The 19,806-nt window shown below is 67.1% G+C and carries 19 protein-coding genes and 3 pseudogenes; 6 read left to right on the top strand and 16 right to left on the bottom strand.

Going from position 1 to position 19,806, the window contains the following annotated elements:
* Window positions 1-133: 133 nt before the first annotated feature.
* A complete protein-coding gene (locus tag ACTWPP_RS22710; RefSeq protein WP_443106345.1) occupies window positions 134-901 on the bottom strand; it encodes a DUF429 domain-containing protein in 768 nt (255 codons plus the stop codon).
* Between the two features lie 237 nt (window positions 902-1,138).
* Between ACTWPP_RS22710 and ACTWPP_RS22715 the strand changes: the two genes are divergently transcribed.
* On the top strand, window positions 1,139-1,813 hold the full coding sequence (locus ACTWPP_RS22715) for a hypothetical protein (protein WP_443106346.1): 675 nt from the start codon (window positions 1,139-1,141) through the stop codon (window positions 1,811-1,813).
* A gap of 191 nt (window positions 1,814-2,004) precedes the next feature.
* Here ACTWPP_RS22715 and istB read toward each other — a convergent pair.
* The 4 genes and pseudogenes from istB to ACTWPP_RS22735 form a co-directional block, all read right to left on the bottom strand.
* Window positions 2,005-2,649 (bottom strand): annotated as a pseudogene (gene istB / locus ACTWPP_RS22720) (IS21-like element helper ATPase IstB); the annotation flags it as partial.
* A gap of 52 nt (window positions 2,650-2,701) precedes the next feature.
* Window positions 2,702-3,265, bottom strand: coding sequence for a Mu transposase domain-containing protein (locus ACTWPP_RS22725; protein WP_443106691.1), 564 nt, complete (start codon window positions 3,263-3,265; stop codon window positions 2,702-2,704).
* Window positions 3,178-4,113: pseudogene (gene istA / locus ACTWPP_RS22730) on the bottom strand (IS21 family transposase); the annotation flags it as partial. The gene ACTWPP_RS22725 and the pseudogene istA, both read right to left, overlap by 88 nt.
* The gene (locus tag ACTWPP_RS22735) at window positions 4,103-4,939 is read right to left on the bottom strand and encodes a hypothetical protein (RefSeq protein WP_443106347.1); all 837 of its coding nucleotides are present in this window, start codon (window positions 4,937-4,939) and stop codon (window positions 4,103-4,105) included. The pseudogene istA and the gene ACTWPP_RS22735, both read right to left, overlap by 11 nt.
* Window positions 4,940-5,611: 672 nt before the next feature.
* On the opposite strand from ACTWPP_RS22735, the gene ACTWPP_RS22740 reads away from it, so the two are divergent.
* The 4 genes from ACTWPP_RS22740 to ACTWPP_RS22755 all read left to right on the top strand — a co-directional run bounded on the left by ACTWPP_RS22740 (window position 5,612) and on the right by ACTWPP_RS22755 (window position 10,394).
* Complete coding sequence (locus ACTWPP_RS22740; RefSeq protein WP_443106348.1) at window positions 5,612-6,691, top strand: winged helix DNA-binding domain-containing protein; 1,080 nt, start codon at window positions 5,612-5,614, stop codon at window positions 6,689-6,691.
* Window positions 6,692-6,910: 219 nt separating this feature from the next.
* On the top strand, window positions 6,911-7,714 hold the full coding sequence (gene ppk2, locus ACTWPP_RS22745; protein ID WP_443106350.1) for a polyphosphate kinase 2: 804 nt from the start codon (window positions 6,911-6,913) through the stop codon (window positions 7,712-7,714).
* A gap of 354 nt (window positions 7,715-8,068) precedes the next feature.
* A complete protein-coding gene (locus ACTWPP_RS22750; protein WP_443106351.1) occupies window positions 8,069-8,599 on the top strand; it encodes a hypothetical protein in 531 nt (176 codons plus the stop codon).
* 739 nt (window positions 8,600-9,338) lie between these two features.
* Window positions 9,339-10,394, top strand: coding sequence for a response regulator (locus ACTWPP_RS22755; protein ID WP_443106352.1), 1,056 nt, complete (start codon window positions 9,339-9,341; stop codon window positions 10,392-10,394).
* A 363-nt stretch (window positions 10,395-10,757) separates the two neighbouring features.
* Here the strand turns inward: ACTWPP_RS22755 and ACTWPP_RS22760 are convergent.
* The 11 genes and pseudogenes from ACTWPP_RS22760 to ACTWPP_RS22810 form a co-directional block, all read right to left on the bottom strand.
* Window positions 10,758-10,976 (bottom strand): annotated as a pseudogene (locus ACTWPP_RS22760) (AfsR/SARP family transcriptional regulator); the annotation flags it as partial.
* A 394-nt stretch (window positions 10,977-11,370) separates the two neighbouring features.
* The gene (locus ACTWPP_RS22765; RefSeq protein ID WP_443106353.1) at window positions 11,371-12,330 is read right to left on the bottom strand and encodes a Rieske 2Fe-2S domain-containing protein; all 960 of its coding nucleotides are present in this window, start codon (window positions 12,328-12,330) and stop codon (window positions 11,371-11,373) included.
* Window positions 12,331-12,343: 13 nt separating this feature from the next.
* Window positions 12,344-12,613 (bottom strand): hypothetical protein, encoded by a 270-nt coding sequence (locus ACTWPP_RS22770; protein WP_443106354.1) that lies wholly within the window; start codon window positions 12,611-12,613, stop codon window positions 12,344-12,346.
* Between the two features lie 171 nt (window positions 12,614-12,784).
* On the bottom strand, window positions 12,785-13,993 hold the full coding sequence (locus tag ACTWPP_RS22775) for a monooxygenase (RefSeq protein ID WP_443106355.1): 1,209 nt from the start codon (window positions 13,991-13,993) through the stop codon (window positions 12,785-12,787).
* A gap of 618 nt (window positions 13,994-14,611) precedes the next feature.
* Window positions 14,612-15,568, bottom strand: a complete 957-nt coding sequence (locus ACTWPP_RS22780; protein ID WP_443106356.1) for a hypothetical protein — start codon at window positions 15,566-15,568, stop codon at window positions 14,612-14,614.
* A gap of 23 nt (window positions 15,569-15,591) precedes the next feature.
* A complete protein-coding gene (locus ACTWPP_RS22785) occupies window positions 15,592-15,975 on the bottom strand; it encodes a hypothetical protein (protein ID WP_443106357.1) in 384 nt (127 codons plus the stop codon).
* 279 nt (window positions 15,976-16,254) lie between these two features.
* Window positions 16,255-16,392: a hypothetical protein gene (locus ACTWPP_RS22790; protein WP_443106358.1), complete on the bottom strand. Its 138-nt coding sequence runs from the start codon at window positions 16,390-16,392 to the stop codon at window positions 16,255-16,257.
* Window positions 16,382-17,788: a hypothetical protein gene (locus tag ACTWPP_RS22795; protein WP_443106359.1), complete on the bottom strand. Its 1,407-nt coding sequence runs from the start codon at window positions 17,786-17,788 to the stop codon at window positions 16,382-16,384. Before ACTWPP_RS22795 ends, ACTWPP_RS22790 begins: the two co-directional genes overlap by 11 nt.
* Window positions 17,788-18,441 carry a hypothetical protein gene (locus tag ACTWPP_RS22800; protein ID WP_443106360.1) on the bottom strand — a complete coding sequence of 218 codons (654 nt, stop codon included), beginning with the start codon at window positions 18,439-18,441 and terminating at the stop codon, window positions 17,788-17,790. Before ACTWPP_RS22800 ends, ACTWPP_RS22795 begins: the two co-directional genes overlap by 1 nt.
* Before the next feature lie 74 nt (window positions 18,442-18,515).
* Window positions 18,516-18,824: a hypothetical protein gene (locus tag ACTWPP_RS22805; protein ID WP_443106361.1), complete on the bottom strand. Its 309-nt coding sequence runs from the start codon at window positions 18,822-18,824 to the stop codon at window positions 18,516-18,518.
* Window positions 18,821-19,321, bottom strand: a complete 501-nt coding sequence (locus ACTWPP_RS22810) for a hypothetical protein (RefSeq protein ID WP_443106362.1) — start codon at window positions 19,319-19,321, stop codon at window positions 18,821-18,823. Before ACTWPP_RS22810 ends, ACTWPP_RS22805 begins: the two co-directional genes overlap by 4 nt.
* A 182-nt stretch (window positions 19,322-19,503) precedes the next feature.
* On the opposite strand from ACTWPP_RS22810, the gene ACTWPP_RS22815 reads away from it, so the two are divergent.
* Window positions 19,504-19,788: a helix-turn-helix domain-containing protein gene (locus ACTWPP_RS22815; RefSeq protein WP_443106363.1), complete on the top strand. Its 285-nt coding sequence runs from the start codon at window positions 19,504-19,506 to the stop codon at window positions 19,786-19,788.
* The last annotated feature ends 18 nt before the right edge of the window (window positions 19,789-19,806 follow it).

Genomic DNA, 19,806 nt, shown 5'->3' on the forward strand with positions numbered 1-19,806 from the left:
GACCGCGCAGGCCAAAAGAGAGCCACACGACCAGCGTGGGCAGCCGCAAAGAGAGCGACGGCCCGGGCGCCTGGACCGAGCCTGGCCGGGCACCGGTCCTGAGGCAATGAAACAAGTAGCCGCGAAGTGAGTGTTAGGTGGGTAATTCGGGCAGGGCGAAGGCGGGTAGCGCGATCCAGCCTTCGGTCCGTGCGGTGGTCAGATGTTGCCGGGGCGGGCTGATCGTCTTGCCAAGGTTTGCCGCGCGTGCGGTGAGGGCGGCGATGACGGCATCGAGGACGTCGTCTGAGTCAAGGCACTGCTGCTCGCTGCTGTTCAGGTCGAGCCACGGCGCAGTGTCCTTGAGCTTCCCGACCAAGTGCTCGCGTTCGCGCTGCTTGTCCTTTCCTTTGTAGCTGCGGTGGGTGAGGTCCCAGAGTTTGAGGGAGGCCGCCGGGTAGACCTCGACGACGACGCCGGCGCCGCTGCGATCGACCGGCTGCCCTCGGTGTGCCAGTGCGGCGAGCAGGCCGGCGCATCTCATCGCGGTGTGGCCGATGCGGTCGGCGGAGACCCTGAGGGGCGGGAGTCCTGTTTGTTCGTAGGTCATCTGGTCGGTGACCCGGAGGGTGAGATCGCGGCGCCAGCCGAGCCCGGTCACGCCGTCGGGCACCTTGAGGTTGCCGGCCCGGTGCGCGGTGACAAAGTCGACGAAGGCGTCCGGCCAGCCGAACGGACAGTCGATGCCGGCCTTGTCGGCGCTGGCGATCGTATCCAGGATCAGGCCGTCGTTGGCGCGTGTTTCGACCTGGCTTACTCGGGCGATGCCGTCGGACCATTCGATGCAGGCCACGGCGGTCTTGAGCGGCTCTGCCGCCAGATCGACCCCTACCGTCAGCATCCCCTCACCGTAGAGCAGCACCTCGTGCCGGTGTGGAGGCCGGAAACAGTCGGCGGTCGATGAACGACCGTACTACTGTCGGCGTACTCCTTCGCGTGCAGACCTGGGTACGGATAGACGTGCAGAGGTGTCTCGGGTTGATGGGCTCCGTCCGTCGATGTGGGGGTGGGTGGTTTTCCGGGTGGCGATCCAGCCTGGTGCGGGCCGTTGGGTCGGCGGAGGCTTGTGGGGTGCTCGTTATCCGGTTAGATGCTGTTTATGACTGCTCATGAGGTGGCTCGATCGCTGCCCGACATCGATCGGCTTCGAGACCTGTGCCGAGCGATGTCCGTGCTGGAGGCGATTTTGAGCCCCGACTGGGAGAGCCGGTACTACTCCTTCTCTGCGGACTGGTCGCCGGAGGAGGAGGTGGCCTCGATGAGGAACGGCTCGGGGGATGAGTACTCGATCGTCTTCTCGGCGGCTGGTGCCTATGTTCGCGGGCTTGCTCACGAGTCGATGATGAGCCCGTATGTGAACGAAGGGCCTTGGCCGGGGGTTCTGGACTCGGTTCCGGAGGTCTTCAGGTCGTGCGTCCAGGAGCCGGCCTTCTGTGACCAGTCCGGGATGCCTTTGATCACCGCGTGTCTGTGGCGCGAGATCGGCGATGACCGCTGGCACGTGGGTGAGATCGACTATCCCGATGGTGAGAAGGATGCCGATGGAGCAGCCCGCCTCTTCGGGCTGCTCATCGATCCCGTCCCTGAGAGATTCCGGCGGTTCGCCGAGGACTACTACCAGGTCTCGGTCGATCTGGAGGCGGTGCGTCACATCTACTCGCTGCGGCCATTGCCTGAACGTGTGATCACCGCGCTGAATCCCGAGGTCACCTTGGCTGATCTGGCTGAGGACCTGGACGAGGCCCGGTATCGCGCTGAAATTGGTGAAGGCTGAGGAATGTCCACCGGCGCCGACCGAACGTGCCGCGGGTGCCGACGGGCTCGACTACTGGGTGTCAGCCGGTGGCGGCGATCTCGGTGTTGACGGCGGCGAGGCGGTTCTTGAGGCGGTAGCTGGGGCCGTTGATGGCGGTGACCTCGCAGTGGTGCAGGAGCCGGTCGAGGATGGCGGTGGGCCAGGACCTCGTCGCCGAACACGCCTCCCCACTCAGAGAAGGCTTTGTTGCTGGTCAGAAGGATCGAACCCTTCTCATACCTTTTGAAGATCATCTGGAAGACCAGGTTGGCCTCATCCCGGGCCAGCGGCAGATATCCGATCTCGTCGACCACCAGGACGTGCGGACGGAGATAGACGCGTAGCTTGGCGGCGAGCCGCCCGATGGCGTCGGCGGCTTTGAGTTGGCGGACCATGTCGTCCAGCGTGGTGAAGTAGACGCTGAACCCGGCCCGGCAGGCCGCGACCGCCAGGGCGACGGCGATGTGGGTCTTGCCGACTCCCGGCGGACCGAGCAGGGCGGCGTTGGACTTGGCCTTCACGAACGCCAAGGCGGCCAGGTCCCGGACTTTGCGGGCGTCCAGCTCGGGCTGGTAGGAGAAGTCGTAGTCGTCGAGGGTCTTATGGTGCGGCATCCGGGAGATGCGCAGCGCATGCCGGATCCGGCGTTCCTCACGGACGGCGAGCTCTTCTTCCAATGCCAGATCCAGAAAGTCCAGATAGCCCATCTTCGCCTCGTCGGCGCGGCCGACGAACTCGCCCAGCTGCTCGGCCAGGTGCGGCAGCCCGAGCTTGGCGGCGGTGGCGCGGATCCGGGTGGTGACCAAATCACTCAACGGATTTCAATCCCTCTGGCTCGTGAAGATCGGCTCGTGAACGTCTGCGTGGTCAGGTGAAGGGGCCGGTGCCGGTGATCTGGTCATAGACCGACAGCGGTCGCCGGTCGACCTCGACCTTGGCGGCGTCGGCCCTGGCCAGCAAGAAGCGCAGAGCTCCGGCCGGTTCCGGGCGCCGTCGGCGTGGGGCCAGGTCGTCGGCGCCCCGCCCGGCGTCACCATCTGGCCCGCCGGTGGTGGTGGCGCGGGTGTGCCCATCGGGCAGCCCGTTCCAGTGGTCGGGGTCGACCACCTTGGCGCCGCGGCCGACCGCCCGTGGATGCACCGCCAACAGGGTGATGCCGTGCTCGTCGGGGACGGTGGCGTGCAGGCTGACGGTGGCCGCCGACGCCCGTACCTCCACCAACTGCCGGGGAAACACCCGGGCCGCTGGAACGGAGTAGAGGTTGGCCTCGAAGGCGACCAGGCAGTCTTTGCCGACGTGCCGCAGATGCGGTCGACCACCAGATACGGGCGGGCCGGAGCCGGCCGCAGCGCGGCATGGTCGCGGCCGGCCCGCACCCCGATCACCTCGCCGTGGGTGCGGTGGACGGTGCGACGCCGCAGCGGCACCCACGACAGGAACGCCTTATCCTGCTCGTCCAGAGACGAAAACGACCGGTCGGCCAGCACGTGATCGCGGATGATGGTGACCTGCCGCTCGACCCGGCCCTTGCCTGTCGGGCGGTAGGCGGCCAGCACATCGATGGTGAAGTCGTAATGCTCTGCAAACGCCACCGCCTCGGGATGCAGCGGCACCGCCTTGCCCGGCGCGACGTGCCGCCGCACCACGGTCTTGGTCCGGTCGTAGACGATCGAGCCCGGCACCCCGCCGAAATGCTCGAACGCCCGACGGTGACACGCCCAGAAGGTGGCCAGGTCCTGGCTGGTGGTGAAGCAGCAGAACGGGTCCCGCGAATACGACAGCACCATGTGGAAGGAGTAGACCTTCGCGATGCCCATGTGCGCCAGGACGCCGCCCTCATCACCCCAGTCGACCTGGGCCTGGGCACCCGGAACCACCTCGAACCGGCGATGCAGCCCCGCCAGCTCCCCGAAAGTGAACCCCAGCTCCTCAGCGATCCGGGGGCGTGCCTCCTGCAGATACAGCTTCACCCGCTGATAGCTGCCGGCGAACCCGTACTCCTCAACCAGCCGCTCACAAATGACCGTGCCCTTGAGCAGCAACTCGGCCCGCAGCCACGCATCGATCACCGGAGCGTACGCCGCGATCATCTGGTTCCGCCGACTCGGCCGCGGAGCCGCCACCGGAGGCGCCGCCACCGGGCCGTCCTCCTGCAGGTACTTGCGCACCGTGCGCCAGTTCAACCCGGTCTCCCGGGCGATCTCCGAGATCGTCGCACCCGATTCCCGCAACGCCCGGAACCGGCGCAGCTCAAGCCACCGCTCAGCCTCAAGCACCACCGTGACCGCCCCCAACCCAGATGATCAACATCACCCGGAAGGCTTCACGACCAGCCGCCCAACGCCACTCCCAGTCGCGGAGGTCGTCGGCGAATCTGGTCGACAACCGGTCGAGGTAGCCGTCCGGGTTGTCGTTCCTGCTCCGGGCGGCCTCCTGCAGCTCGCTGAGCATGACCTGTTGGGTGCCCTGCGTGAAGTCCTTGCAGCCGAGGTTGTTGAGCCTGCCGATCAGTGAGTCGATGAGCTTGCCGATGCAGCCCCGCACACGGGGCTCGGGATCGTCGCGCCAGATGCCGTAGAGACGGACGGCGACCGCGCGTAGGGCGCTCTCGTTGGTCGGTCCCGCCAATGTCATGTTCACTAGCGCCTCGACCAGCAGCAGCTTGGCTCGTGGGCTGAGATCTGGCATCCAGCAGCCCTCCACCGCGCTTGGCCAGTGCAGGGACTGACAGGGGTTGAGGCGGGTCGAGTGGCGGCACAGCAGTTCGGCGGCGATGAGCTGTGCGTTGGACGATGGCGAACGCAGCGCCGCGTCGATGATGAGCACGGCGGTCTCATGGGAGACACGCGGATTCTTGGGGGACCACAGGTCGACCAGCAGGGTCACGGCGAGATCGGCGTTGTCGAGTTTGGTGAGCGCGAGGAGCCCGGAGGCCAGTGCGGCCGGATCGGATGAGGCCCCGTCGGTGGGGGCGATCAGCTGCCCCGCGCGCATCGCCGAGTCCAGCCTGAGCTGGCGGCTCTGTTCGGCTTGCTCTGTCTGCAGCCGGTGCTCGGTCTGGCGGTTCACCATGAATCCGATCAGCGATACCGACGCGGTCTTCAACGCCGCCGCCGAGGCGGCCGCGGCAGTGGTCCCCCGCCGCGTTGGCCCCCATAGGCCCCCCAAAGCGAAACCAGCGGTTCCCTCAATCCGACGGGATCAAGGGAACCGCTGGTCAGAGGCGGAGGATCGGGGATTTGAACCCCGGATGGGCTTGCACCCAAACCGCATTAGCAGTTCTTTTTCGGGCGTGCTATGTGATGATTCGCCATCCCGGCAAATTCACGTTCCCGCAGGTCAGCGTTCCCGCGATGCACCCTCGTCCACCATGATCCATTTCAGTTCGTGCGCACCTTGTGCTCACCAACCGCCGAAGCTGTCCAAGGTGACCACTCGCCATATGGGCACTCACCGTAATCACCAGGGCAGCTTCTGTCGCCGATTGAGATCCGGCCCACCGCAGGCGGTCCGGGAGAGTCCCGGCTCGGCAGCAGAAGAGGTTCCACGTCGGCCAGTAGAGCCATAGGTCCAGCACTGCGGCGGCTGCCGACTAGGTGCAGCGAAGACAGCCAGTGGTTGATCGTTGAGTCGACGAACCTCGCACTGCCGTCAGGCGACCGTACCTGCAGTACCTCGCCACGTCCCGGCACGGCGCCGTACTTCCAGGCCAAGTCGAGTACGCCGTCGTCGAGGTGCTTGGTTAGCCTGGTAACGGCTCGGATCGGAGAGTGGGGCATGGTGCGGGACGTCGACATCGCTCGATGGAGGTTGCGCAGTCAGCACCTGGTTCGGCCCCACGCCGGGTCGGCGGACGAGGCGGTTGGCACACTGCTGGCCGTCCAGGCGGAAAACCCGAGTCAGTCGGCTTGGGCGGTGGCCTCGCGCACGCGGAAACCCGACGGGGCCGACCTGGCGTCCCTCTGCGACGACGGAGCCGTCGTGCGCACCCACGTCCTGCGCCCGACGTGGCACTTCGTGCGGGCCGAGGACATCGGCTGGCTGCTCGATCTGACCGGCCCCCGTGTACGGCGGATCACTGGCAAGCAGCTGCGCGACACCCACGGCCTCGACGAACGCACCATTGACCGGGCCACCGCCGCCGTCATGGAGGCGCTGGCGAGCCGGGGACACCTCACCCGCACCCAGCTGGCAGAGGAGTCGCGCGAGCGCGGAGTCCAGGGCAGCGGGCACATGCTGATGATCCTGCTGGCCCACGCCGAACTGAACCGCCTGATCTGCAGCGGCCGAGTTGTCGACGGCGAACACACCTACGCGCTGATGGCCGAGCGCGTGCCCGCACCGCGGCGGCTCTCCCGGGACGAGGCCCTCGCCGAACTCGCGCTGCGCTACTTCACCGGGCATGGCCCGGCCACTGAACGGGACCTCGCCTACTGGGCGACGCTCACCCTCACCGACGTGCGCGCTGGCCTGCGGCACGTGCGCGACCGGCTCGACTCGTTCGAGCACGACGGTCGCACCTTCTGGCACGCCCCCGGAGAAGCCCCCGACCGGCGGCAGGACCCCGCGGCCCACCTTCTGCAGGTCCTCGACGAGACCTACCGCGGCTACCAGGACTCCCGCTGGGTGCTGGACGCCGCCGGCGTCGTGCCGCGCACCCGGGAGTCCGCGATCGGCATGGCCCTGGTCGACGGGCAGCTCCTCACCTCCATGCGGCGCACCATCGGCCGCGACCGTGTGCGCTTCGACCTGCGGCCCTACCGAACCCTTACGCCTTCAGAAATCGAAGCCCTGGACCAGGCCGCCCGGCAGTACGGTGAGTACCTGGACCTAAAGGCCGAGATCACCTTTCCGTGACCGCACACCTGGCCCTGGACAGCGGCCCCTCGACGCGCGGCCGGCGAGTTCCGCGCGAGAGACGACGGAGACTCCCGGCCTTGGCGCGCCCTACCGCGCCCTGGCCCACCGCGACCACGGCGCCGAGTGCGAAGACCCCGACCCAGGCCCCACGCGGGATGGGGTGGCGCATCCGCCAGACTGAGGCGGAGGCGCGCATGTTCGACATATGGAGGCGGTATGGGCTCATCCCGGCGATTGCCCCGGCGGATCTACGAGCGTGAACTTCTCCGGCTGCAGGAGCAGTTGATGGTCATGCAGGACTGGGCACGCGCCGAGGGGGTGCGCATCGCCGTGGTGTTCGAAGGACGGGACGCCTCCGGCAAGGGCGGCACCATCAAACGCGTCACCGAGTACCTCAATCCCCGCGTCGCCCGCATCGTCGCGCTCCCGACGCCGACCGAGCGGCAGCGAACCCAGTGGTACTTCCAGCGGTACGTCGAACACCTGCCCGCGGCCGGGGAGATCGTCCTGTTCGACCGGTCCTGGTACAACCGCGCGGGCGTCGAACGGGTCATGGGCTTCTGTACCGACCAGGAGTACAGGCGCTTCCTGCACCAGTGCCCGACCTTCGAGCGCATGCTCGTCGAGGACGGCGTCCTGCTGCGCAAATACTGGTTCTCCGTAAGCGACGCCGAGCAGGAACGCCGCTTCCGCAAACGGCTCGAAGATCCCATGCGGCGATGGAAACTGTCCGCCATGGACTTGGAGTCGATATCGCGCTGGGAGGAGTACTCGCGCGCCAAGGACGAGATGTTCGTCCACACCAATATCCCCGAGGCACCCTGGTTCGAGGTCGAAAGCGACGACAAGCGCCGGGCCCGCATCAACATGATTTCCCATTTGCTGTCGAGCATCCCCTACCACGAAGTGGAGCATCCACCGCTCCGGTTCCCCGAACGCCCGCCTTCCAAGGGCTACGAGCGGCCCCCGCGAGACGCGCAGACCCACGTCCCGGACCACGCGGCGACCCTCCGAGGCTGACGGGCTCCCGGGGGCCCGCTCGCTGAAGATCTCGTGGCGGGCTTTCCGCGCAGATGTCCGTAAAGATGATCTGCGCTTCCGGTCCGCTTCTGGCACGCCACGTCCGGATCCGGACGTCGTGGGGAGACCGCCAGGAATCGTCCGTGGCCTGCTCTAGCCTTACTGGGATCCGACCGATGAGGTTGGGAGGGCGGTTATGGCGGAGCGCTGGATCACGAAGAACGGTCGACGGATTCGCATCGATGACGGTGGCGGGGGAAAGGCCATCGCGGCCGGATTGGCCGCGATCAGATGGTGGGAAGTGGCGGAGTCGCCGGCGGCGCCGCGGGCGTGGGGGCGGGCGAAGCCTCCTCGGTGAGTGCGAAGACCGTCAATGCCCGCAAAGGGGATGCAAGGCGTTCCGCGCGTAAGGGGAATGCCGACAAGGCATGGCGGCGCCTGGGCATGCGGCAGGTCAGACGGTCGCTCGATCAACGGGACGCGGGGTGTTTGCGCGTCACTTGGGGGGAGGTGCAGCGAACCGTCATCCGAAATCCATGCACATCGCTGAATCGGAGGCTTTTCGCGATCGCCGACCGGAGGGGGAACACCGCCCTCGTCTCGGTCGCTTGGGCAAGGTTTCGCGACAGCGGTGACCGGCGACGGTTCCAGCGGGTGATCGATGTTTACGGTACCGGCGACATCAAACCGCTGGCCGCGAGCAAGCTCGGCTTGGCCGGTATTCGGTTCACCGGCCGCTATTACCATTCGATCCCTAGAAAGGCGCGGCTCACCGTCGCCGAAGCCGAGGCCGTCAAGGGTACTTTCAGCCCTGAAGTGTTGGACGGATTCGCCGAGATCGCCGCTGAACTGCCGAGCCCACCGAACAGCCGGAGGCGGCGCTGACCTGCCGTGGCGCAACGGCCAACGCAGAGACGGCTTCAGTCGAATCCAGCGTGGCCGACTCACATCCTCATGCCTGGCACTTCGGACAAGCCACTTCCCGGACCCGCATCACCCAGCCTACGGCCGCCCTCAGTACGGCCCCTTGACACAGAGGGGAGCCATGACCGCGCGGTCGCCGTGTTCATTAGGTTGACCTTGCCTCGGACGAGAACATGAATCATGTGGCCTGCAGGGGGTGCTGCTCCCGACGCCTGACCGAGGGCGGGTTCGCCGGCGTGGTATAGCGAGTGGCTCAAGCTCTGCAGCCGCTCCCGGAAACGCGACCACCTATGCCACGGGCCCCGACCCTGCAGGATGACTTCTATGCTCCGCGATGGCGTGCTACGGCACGTGCCGCTGGCCACCACCTACGTCCTGTAGGAGTGGCCCGAGTTCGATCCAATACTCACCCTGCCGTCTTGAGCAGCCACCCGAGCCCGGCTCCAGATCTGCCACCAACAGGACACCTGTGCGATCACAAACCCGGCATATGACTATAAATAGACACAAATCCCTTCCCTCTCAGAAAACCCAAACAGCGTGCTCTAAGTTAGAGCTATTTCCGAGGAGCCTCGGCTGCTTCCGTGCGCAAGTGTCTCCCAGCCCCGATCGAGACAAGGTTGATCATCGAGCACCGCAAGGAGTCGAACGTCGCCCTGGAGCACGGATCCGAGCGCTGCGAAATCGGCTGTTGCAATGATTGCGATCCGGCAGCCCCGACCGGCTGCACCTCGGCGTGCAACTGGTCGCCTTCCGCATCGTGCGGGAGGCCTTGACCAACGCCCTCAAGCACGCCGGCCCGCGCACCACCGTCGACCTGAACCTGGCGGCCGACTCCTGCCAGGTCCACATCGTCGTGCACGACAGCGGCCCGCCCGACGACGACCCCGCGCCGGCGGCCAACCGGCCTGAGCGCCGTTCTAACAGTCGCCTCAGGTTCGCTCAGTATGAAGAAGGCATCGCGGGCGACGCAGGTCTCGGCCTCGCCGGCATGGCCGAACGCGCCGCGCTCTACGGCGGCACGGTCAGCGCCAGCCCCGCAGTGGACGAACGGCTGGACGGTCTACTCGACCCGGAAAGGCAACCATTCATGATCACTGTGCTCGTGGTGGACGCCCAGCCGCTGCAGCGCTTCGGGTTTCGCATGCTGCTGGAGAGCACCCCCGACACCGAGATCGTCGGCGAGGCCGAGAACGGCGCCGAGGCCGTTCGGCGGACCACCGAGCTGCATCCCGACGTGGTGCTGATTGACATCCGCATGCCGGGCGTCGACGGGATCGAGGCCACCCGGCGCATCGTCGCCGCCGGTAGGCGTTCGCGGATCCTGGTGCTGACGACGTTCGACGTGGACCGGTACGCGCTCGCCGCGCTGCGGGCCGGGGCGAGCGGTTACCTGCTGAAGGACACCCGCCCGGAGGAGCTGCTCGCCGGCATCCGGGCCGTCGCTGCCGGGCACGCGGTGATCGCGTCGGCGCTGGCTCGGCGGCTGCTCGACGCGTTCGCCGACCGACTCGGCGATGACCTCTGCGGGCCCGTGCGGGAGGATCCCCGGCTGGGCTTCCTGACCGGCCGCGAGCGCGAGATCCTCGTCGCCATCGGCCACGGCCTCACCAACGGCGAGATCGCGCAACGGTTCACGTTGTCGGAGTCGACGGTGAAGACCCACGTCGGGCGGGTCCTCGCCAAGATCGGCGCACGGGACCGGGTCCAGGCCGTCATCCTCGCCTACGACCTGGGACTCACCCGGCCGATTTAGCGCTTCATCTCGCGCGTCCGTCGGGGGGCGCGACCGTAGTTCCCAGCCGTACCGCTCCGGGCCGATCCGCTCCGCGTGCATGTGTCCCAGCCCCGCGTAGACCTTCATGGGCTGCGGTACCGGGTAGTCGCAGGTTTGGGTGTTGCCGGGAATGGGTTTGCCGTTGCTGCACTGTTGTTGCAGCAGCTGGCCTTCGGTTTCGGCGACCTCGGCGTCGAAGCGGTTGGCGACATCGGCGACGGCAGCGGCCCGGTCGCCGGTCAGCCAGTTGCTCGAAGACAGCAACGTCCAGTTCGCCGTCGCGAACCACCAGCAGGTAGCCACCCGGCCGAGTCTGCAACCGCGGGACGGCTCGCCTGGTTCCTGCAGCTGTCTGCGCAGGCCCGTGACGTAGGTGCGGATGTTGGAGTCCGGCGCGCTCGGTGGGTTCTCCCAGACCGCGTCGGTGATGTAGGTGACACTGGAGGTGAGATTCGCTTGCGACAACAAGGCCGCCAGCAGGCTCCGCTGACGGCGTCCGAGCAGTCCTACCGGTTTCCCCGCCTGGCTGACCTCCAATGATCCGAGCATTCTGAAGTCCATGGTCTGTTCCCCCGAACATGAGTAATCGACACAACCTGTCCCTCCGGCACCGCAAAGCCGCAGATATGCGGAATTAGAGTCCGGTGACACCGCTCCCGGCCGCACCGAACGGTAGCTGCGTCCTTCACATCCCCAGTGAGACACGTACGCCCCCAGTGCAGCCGAGTGTCACAAGCTATTCACTAGCGGAATCGCCACCAGCGCCCATCCTGTTAGCCAAGATTTGCCGAGTATTCCAAGTACGAGAGATGGGATGCGCGGAACCCGCCCGGTGCGGCTAGCTGATCCTTTGTGGACGGAAATATCGGGTAAACTTATGCGGTATGTATCGCTCAACTTTGGCGGTATTTCCGGCGCCATCCCTTTGGGTGCTTGACACCGGGCTTGGGTCTGGTTATGCGGTGGTGACCTGCCCGTCGACGACTTGCACTGGCACGTTGATCAGGGGTTTTGTTGCCGGCCCGCCGGTGACTTGGCCGTTGCCGTCGAAAGTGGAGCCGTGGCATGGGCAGCGGAAGCCGGAGCCTGTGGGCGTGATGGGGCAGCCCTGGTGTGTGCAGGTGGCGAGGAATGCCATGAAGGTGTCGGTCGAGGGGCGTAACAGGTATGCCGCGGAACCATTCGGTGTGGTGAAGCTTGTCGACGAACCGACGGCGACGGCAGAAACCGCAGCGATCACTGTCGGGGATTTCGTTCCCGGGTCTGTTGGCTGGCTTGGTTTCGGGTTGGTGGTGGTGCGACGGGTAAGGGCGATGACGCCGCCGCCGAGGGTAGCGGTCGTCGCGGTGATCAGGCCGCCCCAGAGCAGAATGCGTCGCTTGACGTCGTCTGGGGTGGAGTTCGGCTGGCGACGACGGCGTATCGCGGCGCGCAGGCGGGCCGTCGTGGAGAACAGGCCTGCGTCGCCGGCAATCAGCAGCGGGGTCCAGGCGGCTGCGAAGACGATGTCGGCGCCGAAGTAGTACGGGCGGGTCGTCCAGCTCACGGTGAGGAAGAAGCTGAGCGCGAGGAGAAACCCGCCGAGTGCGGCGATGCGGGTGAACAGCCCGAGCAGAGTACCCAGCCCGACAGCGACCTCGCCGAAGGCTATAACCAGGCCGGTGACGGTCGGGTGTTCGGCCGCGAATGACACCAGCGGGCCGATCGGGGAGGTTGTCGCGGCGTGCAGCATCTGAGCGTGGACGCCGAGGGGTGAGGTGTGGTCCAGGTAGTGGGTGTCGAGGATTTTGGAGAGGCCTGCGTAGAGGAATGTGCCGCCGAGGAAGACGCGTAGCGGCAGGAGTGTCCAGATCGGTGTCCGTAGTGGCGCATCGGCCCGTGGCGTTGCTTTGCCGGGGGAAGGCGTGGGGGACAAGAGAAGTCGCCTTTCATGTCGCAGGTGTGGCGATGAGAATCCCGGTGCACATTTCGTCGCTGGTGCCGTCGCCCCACACGACGTATCGCGGCGGGAGTTCTTTCAGCTGCGGCAGGCGTTTGCGTAGCCCGGCGTCGTGGGTGCAGGTGACCCGGACGTTGTCTCCGGCCTTGAGGACGAAGGGAGTGCCCAACTGCTCGTATTTCTGGTCGTCGAAGTTGAACGACGGCACGTCGAGAATGGTGTGGGCATCGGCGGGGCCGGGGTTGACCTCGACCTTCATGGAGCGTCCGAGCAGGTGATCGACCGCTCCGCTGCCGGGTCAGCTGCCCACGTCACCGCCCGTCCGACCGCCACGACGCCGCACGGGTGTGAGTTCAGTGCGGGCGTGTGTGAGCTCAGAGCTGTATTCGGCTTGTCGACCTCAGTGAGCTCACACACGTTCGACGCTTCGTCAGGACTTGCGGGGGGAGACCGTCATGATGCCAATGCACATCTCGTCGCTGGTGCCGTCGCCCCACACGACGTATCGCGGCGGGAGTTTTTTCAGCTGCGGCAGGCGTTTGCGTAGCCCCGCGTCGTGCGTGCACGTCACCCGCAGGGTGTCTCCCGGGCCGATCTCCACCGGCGACGGCAGCTTCATCAGACGCTGGTTGTCGAAGTCGAACTGCGGCACGTCCAGCACGACCTTGGCCTTCGGTGTGCCCGGGTTGAGTTCGACCTTTATGGCCCGCCCGAGCATGTGCATGTGGCCGAAACCGGCGAACAGCGTCATTGGCGCCTCCACCTTATGGTCGCAGGTCTGGGTGTCACCGGGCTTCGGCACGCCGCCCGGGTTGCACTCCTCCACCTGACGGTCCGCCATCTCGCCGACCTCCGGCCCGAACCGCTTCGTCACGTCCGCGATCGAGGCCGCCCGGTCACAGAGCGGACCCGACTCGTCGGCGGCGCAGGGCAGGTCGATCGGCGCGTCGAGCGACCACGTCTCGAGTTCCCGGGTCTGCGGCGTGCCGTCCGTCAGCCGCAGCCGCACCCCCGAGCGGTCCGACCCGGCCGGCTTGCCGTCGGTCGCGAGCAGGTTGTAGTGGATCTGGAGGATGAGCAGGCTGCCCGGCTCCAGCTTGTAGCCGGCGTCCTGGTCGAGCAGCGTCTCCGTGGCGCCCGGCGCCCAGGTGTCCACCCATGCCGCCTCCCCCTCTTCCACCTCAGCGCCGGCCACGCCGGTCCCGCCGAAACACTGCCAGCCGAGGCCGGGGGTCTTCGCGTCCTGCTCGCGCACTGCGGCAGCGCCACCCGGCGGCACCGCGTACACGATGGCGTGGTGTGCGATGGCGACGTTCTCCGGCGTGAACTGGGTCCCGGTCAGGAACGCCGCCTTGGTCAGGCCCGGATCGATCATCTGGCACCGGTACTCGTCCGTGCCGCCCTCCGGCGGCGCGGGCCTGTATGCCTTGGCCATCTTCAGGTCGACGAACCTCTCGCCGGCGCGCAGCGGCTGCGGTGGAGCCGACGACCCGCTCGCGTGCGCGCCGTGCGATCCGGTCGCGGCGGGCGCCGCACTGTTGTCGGCGTCCGACCCGCAGGCGGCGACGACAGCGAACGCCGTCGCCAGCGCCATGGTGGTCGCCCTGAACCTCCACAGTGGACTGTCAGGTTTCGTCATGGCCTTGACGCTAGGCCTGATTCCGTCCTGTTTCGTCGTACTGCGGTCCTCATCCGCGGGAGGGAGGCGGTACTGCGGTACTACTCTTCGGAGCACCGTTCGACACCTTGCGAATATTCGAGGTTGGGTTGTCTGGGCGCTGTGTGGAAGTCTGATGCAGTGGAGCCTGCAGACAGTCATTTATGTGGGCTGGAAAGTGAGTTGCCGCCAGGGAAGCTTGATGTTGTTCGTTAGTTGCTGCTCGACGGATTATTAGATGTACTTCGTCGGAGTGGGGTTGGGGGTCTGTGGTTAGGGCTTGGATTGCTTGGCCGAGTGTGCTTATCGCCTCGTGGCCCTTTGCTTCTGCTGCTGTGTAAGCCTTGGATAGCTGGTGTGCTGATGCGGGGACGCGTGGCATGTGGGTCGGGTATTGCCGTTGTTTGTTCAGTATGCCCAGTACTGCTGCGTCGTTGATTGCGGCGCGGTGGTTGGCCGCGAGGGTGTTGCAGGCCTCGATGGCTTTTAGGGTGACTGTGGCGATGCGGGCTGCTTGGGCGAGGTCGGGTGCTAGCTCTTCGGGTGGTTTCATTTGGTAGGAGGCGCGGGGGCTTGGTGTCCAGGCTGGGTCGGCGTGGATTAGGCGGCCGAGGCGGAGGATGAGGTCGCTTGCGTCGGTTGCCGGGCCGTTGGCGGGGTGGCCGTGGTGGTTTGTTTGTTCGTCCCAGCGTAGGACGATGTCTCTCCATTTTTGCCGGTTTGTTTTATGGCTGTGGTTGCTTGTTGGAGGGCTGATCGGTGGTCGGGCTCGTTTTGTTCCTTCATGCGGTAGATGAGTTGCTGAATGGTTTTGAGGTTGAGGTCGCAGATGATGGTGGCGGCTCTGGCGAGGTAGCGCCATGTAGTGACTGAGGTTGCGGGCTGGGAGTTACTCAGGCGTTGGATGCTGACGTTGATACCGCTGAGGGTTTGGGTGAAATCTTCGCCGACTTCTGGTGGGGTGCGTTCTGGTGTGCCGTGGAGTGGGACAGCGATGATGGCGGGTTGGGTCTGATTTTCGCTGTGTATGCGTGACAGGACGGCGGCGCGTAAAAGTAGGGCGCTGGCTTGGTTTGCGGGTGGCTGCGTGCGTTGGGCGAGGTGGGCGACGGTGGCGGTGTGGGTGCTGAGTTGGTGCAGGAGGGTGCGGGCTGAGTCGGGGGCCGTGATGATGGCGGCGGTTGCGGACGGGGTGTGGTCGTCTGAGGTGGGGAAGTGGGTGGATAGCAGGTCCAGGCCGCAGCCGAGGGCGATGGAGGTGGCGCGGAGTTTCTGGGCCAGGACCGACTTTGGCGTTTCTGTGGCGGCGGGTCGGCCGAGGATCTGTTCGGCTTGTTTGATGAGGGTGCTGGCGCGGTGGGCGGCGTCCCGCACGCCGGTGGTGTGGGGGTGCGGGGCGCCGAAGCCGTTGGCGATCTGGTCGTGGTAGCGCGCGAGGACGTGGGTGAGGCGTGCGAGTTCGGGCGGAATGGTGCGTCGGCCCAGGTCGCGGGCGAGGTGTTTGGTGTGGAGTTGGTGTTGTAGGTCGGTGAGGTGTTCGGTGGCGAGCGCGGTCATCTCCCCGAAGGTGACCACGGCGGCTACCGCAGGGCTTCTCGGAGTCGGCCGGCGTGCAGGGCGGCCTGGAGGCAGGCCATTTTGTCGTCGGGGTCGCTTGCCAGTTCGGCGGCCCGGACCAGGCTCTGGGAAATCTTTCTGGTGAGTTCGTAGAGAGCGTCGGCGGTGGCGTTGACGGCGGTGTAGTCGGTGGGTGTGGCGGTGTGGAGGGAGGGTGCCTGGCGAAGTGCTTGGTGGGCTTGGACGGCTTCGCCTTCGGCCATGCCCCAGGCGATGAATCCGTCGGGATTCTGGGCGGCGTAGGAGGTGATGACTCGTTCGGCATGGGCCAGGTCATTGAGGGCGCTGGTGAGGATCTCGGTGAACCAGCCGCGCCGGACGTCGTCGTGTTCGCGTTCGTGCGTCATCAGGTCGTCCTCCGATTGGGCGATGGGGCGGCGAAGTGTGTCCTGCTTGCCGGGCTGGGGCGGATACGGGCGTGGGGACGATGGCGCGTTGCGTGACTGGTCATGTGAGTTCTCGTTTCGTCAGGCCGCTGGGGTTGAGTTCCTGGCCGACGACGGGGCTCGTCCAGCAACCCAGAGCATCGATTCGGGGGTATGTGGGTGAGTCTTCGACAAACCGGACCGATCCCGGGCCACCAGGCACGGGAGGTCCTGGAGGTGGTCGTGGTCGCGGAGGCAGGGCTACTCCCCGGTGGCGGCGAGCAGAACCAGCAGGATCACGGTGCCCAGGGCGACGAAGGTGGAGATGGTGTCCAGGCCGAGCAGCCCGATGCCGTGCCGACGTCGCCAGCCGCCATAGGTGCGGATGTCATTTCCCACTGCCGCCGCCTCCTTCACCGACTGCGCCGGTCGGGCCACCGCCACCGCCCGCGGCGCCCGTGCCGCCGGTGGCGGCCCAGCGGACCGCGTCTTCGCCGCGTTGCTGTTCCTTCTCCGCTGTCTGGATGAGGGTGGGGCCGACCGGTTCACCGTGACCGCCGTCGGGTGGCGCCCACCCGTGACCGCCGCCTTGCGGGCTCTGACCCGTCCCGGAGTGGCTGGCGCCCGCATGGCCACTTCCTGATGGGGCGCTCGGGTCGGGGGTCTCGTGGCCGGGAGTGCCGGTCGGTGCCTGCCCGCCGTGCTCCTGGCCGGGTGGGGTGGGCGGCTGGCCCGTCTGGCCGTCTTCGGGCGGGGGAGTGTCCTGGTCGCCGAGCTGCTGGTTGAGGTAGTCGGCGTGTTCGCCAGCCGAACCGGACTGTCCGCCTCCGGAGCCGCTCGTTCCGCCGTAGGCGCGAAGCGCGCCGATCGCGGTGGCACTGCCCATCAGCGCGCCGAGGACCCCGCCGCCGCTACTGGCCTGGATACCCCCGGTCGTCCAGGTGAAGAACTTCAACAGGACGGGAAAGGCGATCAGGCTGAGCAGCATCATTGCGAACCCCATGAGCAGGGCATGCAGGCCCTGGCCTTCCCCTACCAGCGCGAACGAGGTCGCATACACCGCTGCCGCTGCGGGCTTGTAGAAGATCAGCGCGAGCATCCAGCCCGCGACCCGGGGGAACCACGACTTGGTCGATGAGGTGATCATGCCGGCCGCCGCCAGCGGCAGCAGACCCGCCAAGATGACCAGCGCACCTCCGCGGAACAGCAGCAGGATCGCCTGGACGATGCCGATGAGCAGTGCGAACAGGCACAGGGTCAGCACCAGCGCGGCCGGCGTACCCGATGGGAAGGTCACGATCTTGGTCATCCGCTGGGCGAAGTCGCCCTGCGAGGACGCGCTGAGCACCCAGCCGCACCACTCGTCGCCCCACTGCAGCAGCAGGTTCGGCACGGTCGCGCCGATCGCGGTGACCGCCGCCAGCACGACCAGGCCACGGCCGGCGTCGAGCAGCGGGTTGGCCTTGTGGGTCAGCGCCATCCTCGCGGCGACGACCAGGAGCGCCATCACCGCGACTGCGACCGTCAACGGCTGGACGAGCAGCTGCAGGTAGCCGATCGCCGACTCGTCCTCCAGATCCGGCGAGGGCGTCTCCACCCACCAGGACGCGGTTTTGGAGATCAGCCAGCCGACCGCCGCCTGGAACGACTCGGCCGCCTCATCCAGCACCTTCCCGCCGATCATGCCGGGGATATCGGGGATCGAGGGGACGAGCGGGTTGCCGCTGTCGTCGTTGTCGACCGGCTGGACGCATGCCGGATCCGTGACCGGGGAACACGGGTCGAGCGGGAACATCAGCCACCCCCGCCCGGGAACCGGACGTAACCGTCCGGCGACTCGACTGGTGCTGCCGCTCCGGCCCATGTTCCGCCGGGTGGGGCGACCACGCGCCAGTCGTTGTTGTGCCAGTGGAGCTGGATCCGGGTCGCGGCACGTACGGTCACATCGCTGTCGCCCGGACCGGCCGACACCAGATCCACGCTCGCCGCCACCGGGGAGTAGCCCTGCCAGCGGAATCCCTCCAGGACCACATAGCCCCGGCCCAGCGCGGCACCGTCTGGACGATCGCCGCGGTGACGCTCATAGGTTTCCCGCGTCGCTGCCAGCAGGGCTTCGGCGTCCGGGCCGATGACCTGCTGGTCGATGGTCGGCTCGAACACCTCCGGGCCCCACTGCATGCTCGCCCGCACCGTGATGTGGACTGCGGCGAGCAAGGCCCCGGGCGGTGTCCGGGCGAAACCACGCGCCAGTTCTCCCTCGACTTCCCGTGGCCCGTCCTGCGCCGAGTAGGGGAGAACGATGCCGTGGAAATCCCGCCACGACACGTCGGCCAAGGACACCTGCGGTGCGCTCACCAGCTGCCCCAGCTGCACAGTTGTTCGCACCGGGGTCGGCGTTCTTTCCGGCGGCTCGGTCCTGAAGGCCACCGGCACGACCAGGCCGATCAACGTCCCACCGGCGATCACCGTCGCCGCGATGACCCAGCTACGCCGCCACCACGCAACACCCTCTTGGCGTCGGCTCATTCGAAGAACACCCCGACGATCGGCGCGGCTGTCGCAGCCAGGCTGAGTCCACCGAGCACCCAGGGGATGCCGGTCGCGCCATCAGCTGCGAACGTCGATCGGTTCTTACGTCCGATGGCCATTTGGCCCGCGCAGATGAACAGACCCGCGACGCCGCAGATCAGCACGCCCCACTTGCCCCACGCCAGCAGCGTGTTCATCTTCTGATCCAGCCCCGGCGGCGGCTCCGGAGGCGGGTCGGGCACGTCGACGTCGGCGTGCGGTAGCAGCAGCGAGAGGCTAATGAGCGAGGTCAGCAGGATCACCACCTCCTGCTGGTCGGTGGGGCGGCCAGACGGCGGAGCTCATCGAGGGCTTGGCGTGCCTTGCCCGGCAGGTCGACGAGGCACGGGTCGTCCATCAGCCGCAGCGCCCGCACGCGCGGCATGCGCACCACGCCACCGACCCGCCCTTCCAGCAGCGCGAACCGCGCCGTGGCGTCCCGCGGCTCCGGACCGCCGTCGCTGACGATCGCCAGCGCCGACACCCGCTCATCCCAGTCCCACAACGCGCCGATCGCGGCCGTCGCGTCCTTGGCCGCCACCGCCGTGTTCCGCACGACCAAGACCATTGGGCGGCCCTTGGCGCGCAGCGGCGAGCGGCCCACCTCCAGCAGCGGCTTGATCGACCCCATGTCCCACGCCGCCGGCAGCAGCGCAGTCAGCGTGGACGTCCCGGCACCGCCATGCGCGCCGACCACGACCACCTCCAGGACCTCCCGTGCCTGGTGGCCCGGGATCGGTCCGGTTTGTCGAAGACTCACCCACATACCCCCGAATCGATGCTCTGAGTTGCTGGACGATCACCGTACGTGGCAAGATTATGGAGCGCAAGCATCGCCAAACAATTTCTTGAAACGCCACCACGCGTCAGAACGTGCTTCCGCAGCACCCATCCACCACACTGGAAGGACGAACCGTGACCGCTGACCCAGGAGCCCCCGCGATGACCGAGACACCCGGCCGCGACCCCGACGTCCTCACCACCGCCGAACTCGCGACCAAACTCGGCCTGTCGCCCCAGACCGTCCGCCGGATGGCCAACGCCGGGCAGATCCCAGCCCTCAAGACCGGCAAGGACTTCCGGTACTCCTGGGAAGCAGTCCGCCAGGTGCTGCGGCAGCCCCACCACCAATCCGGGGAAGCCACCGATGACTCAACCGAAGAACCGGAGCCCAGCAAGGGCGCCGGCTACCGCGCCCAACGCCAGGCCCGCGCCGGCGCCGACTAACCGCCTCAATCCGCCGCA

This window comes from Actinomadura sp. 3N407 (assembly GCF_052245875.1).
GTDB lineage: Bacteria > Actinomycetota > Actinomycetes > Streptosporangiales > Streptosporangiaceae > Spirillospora.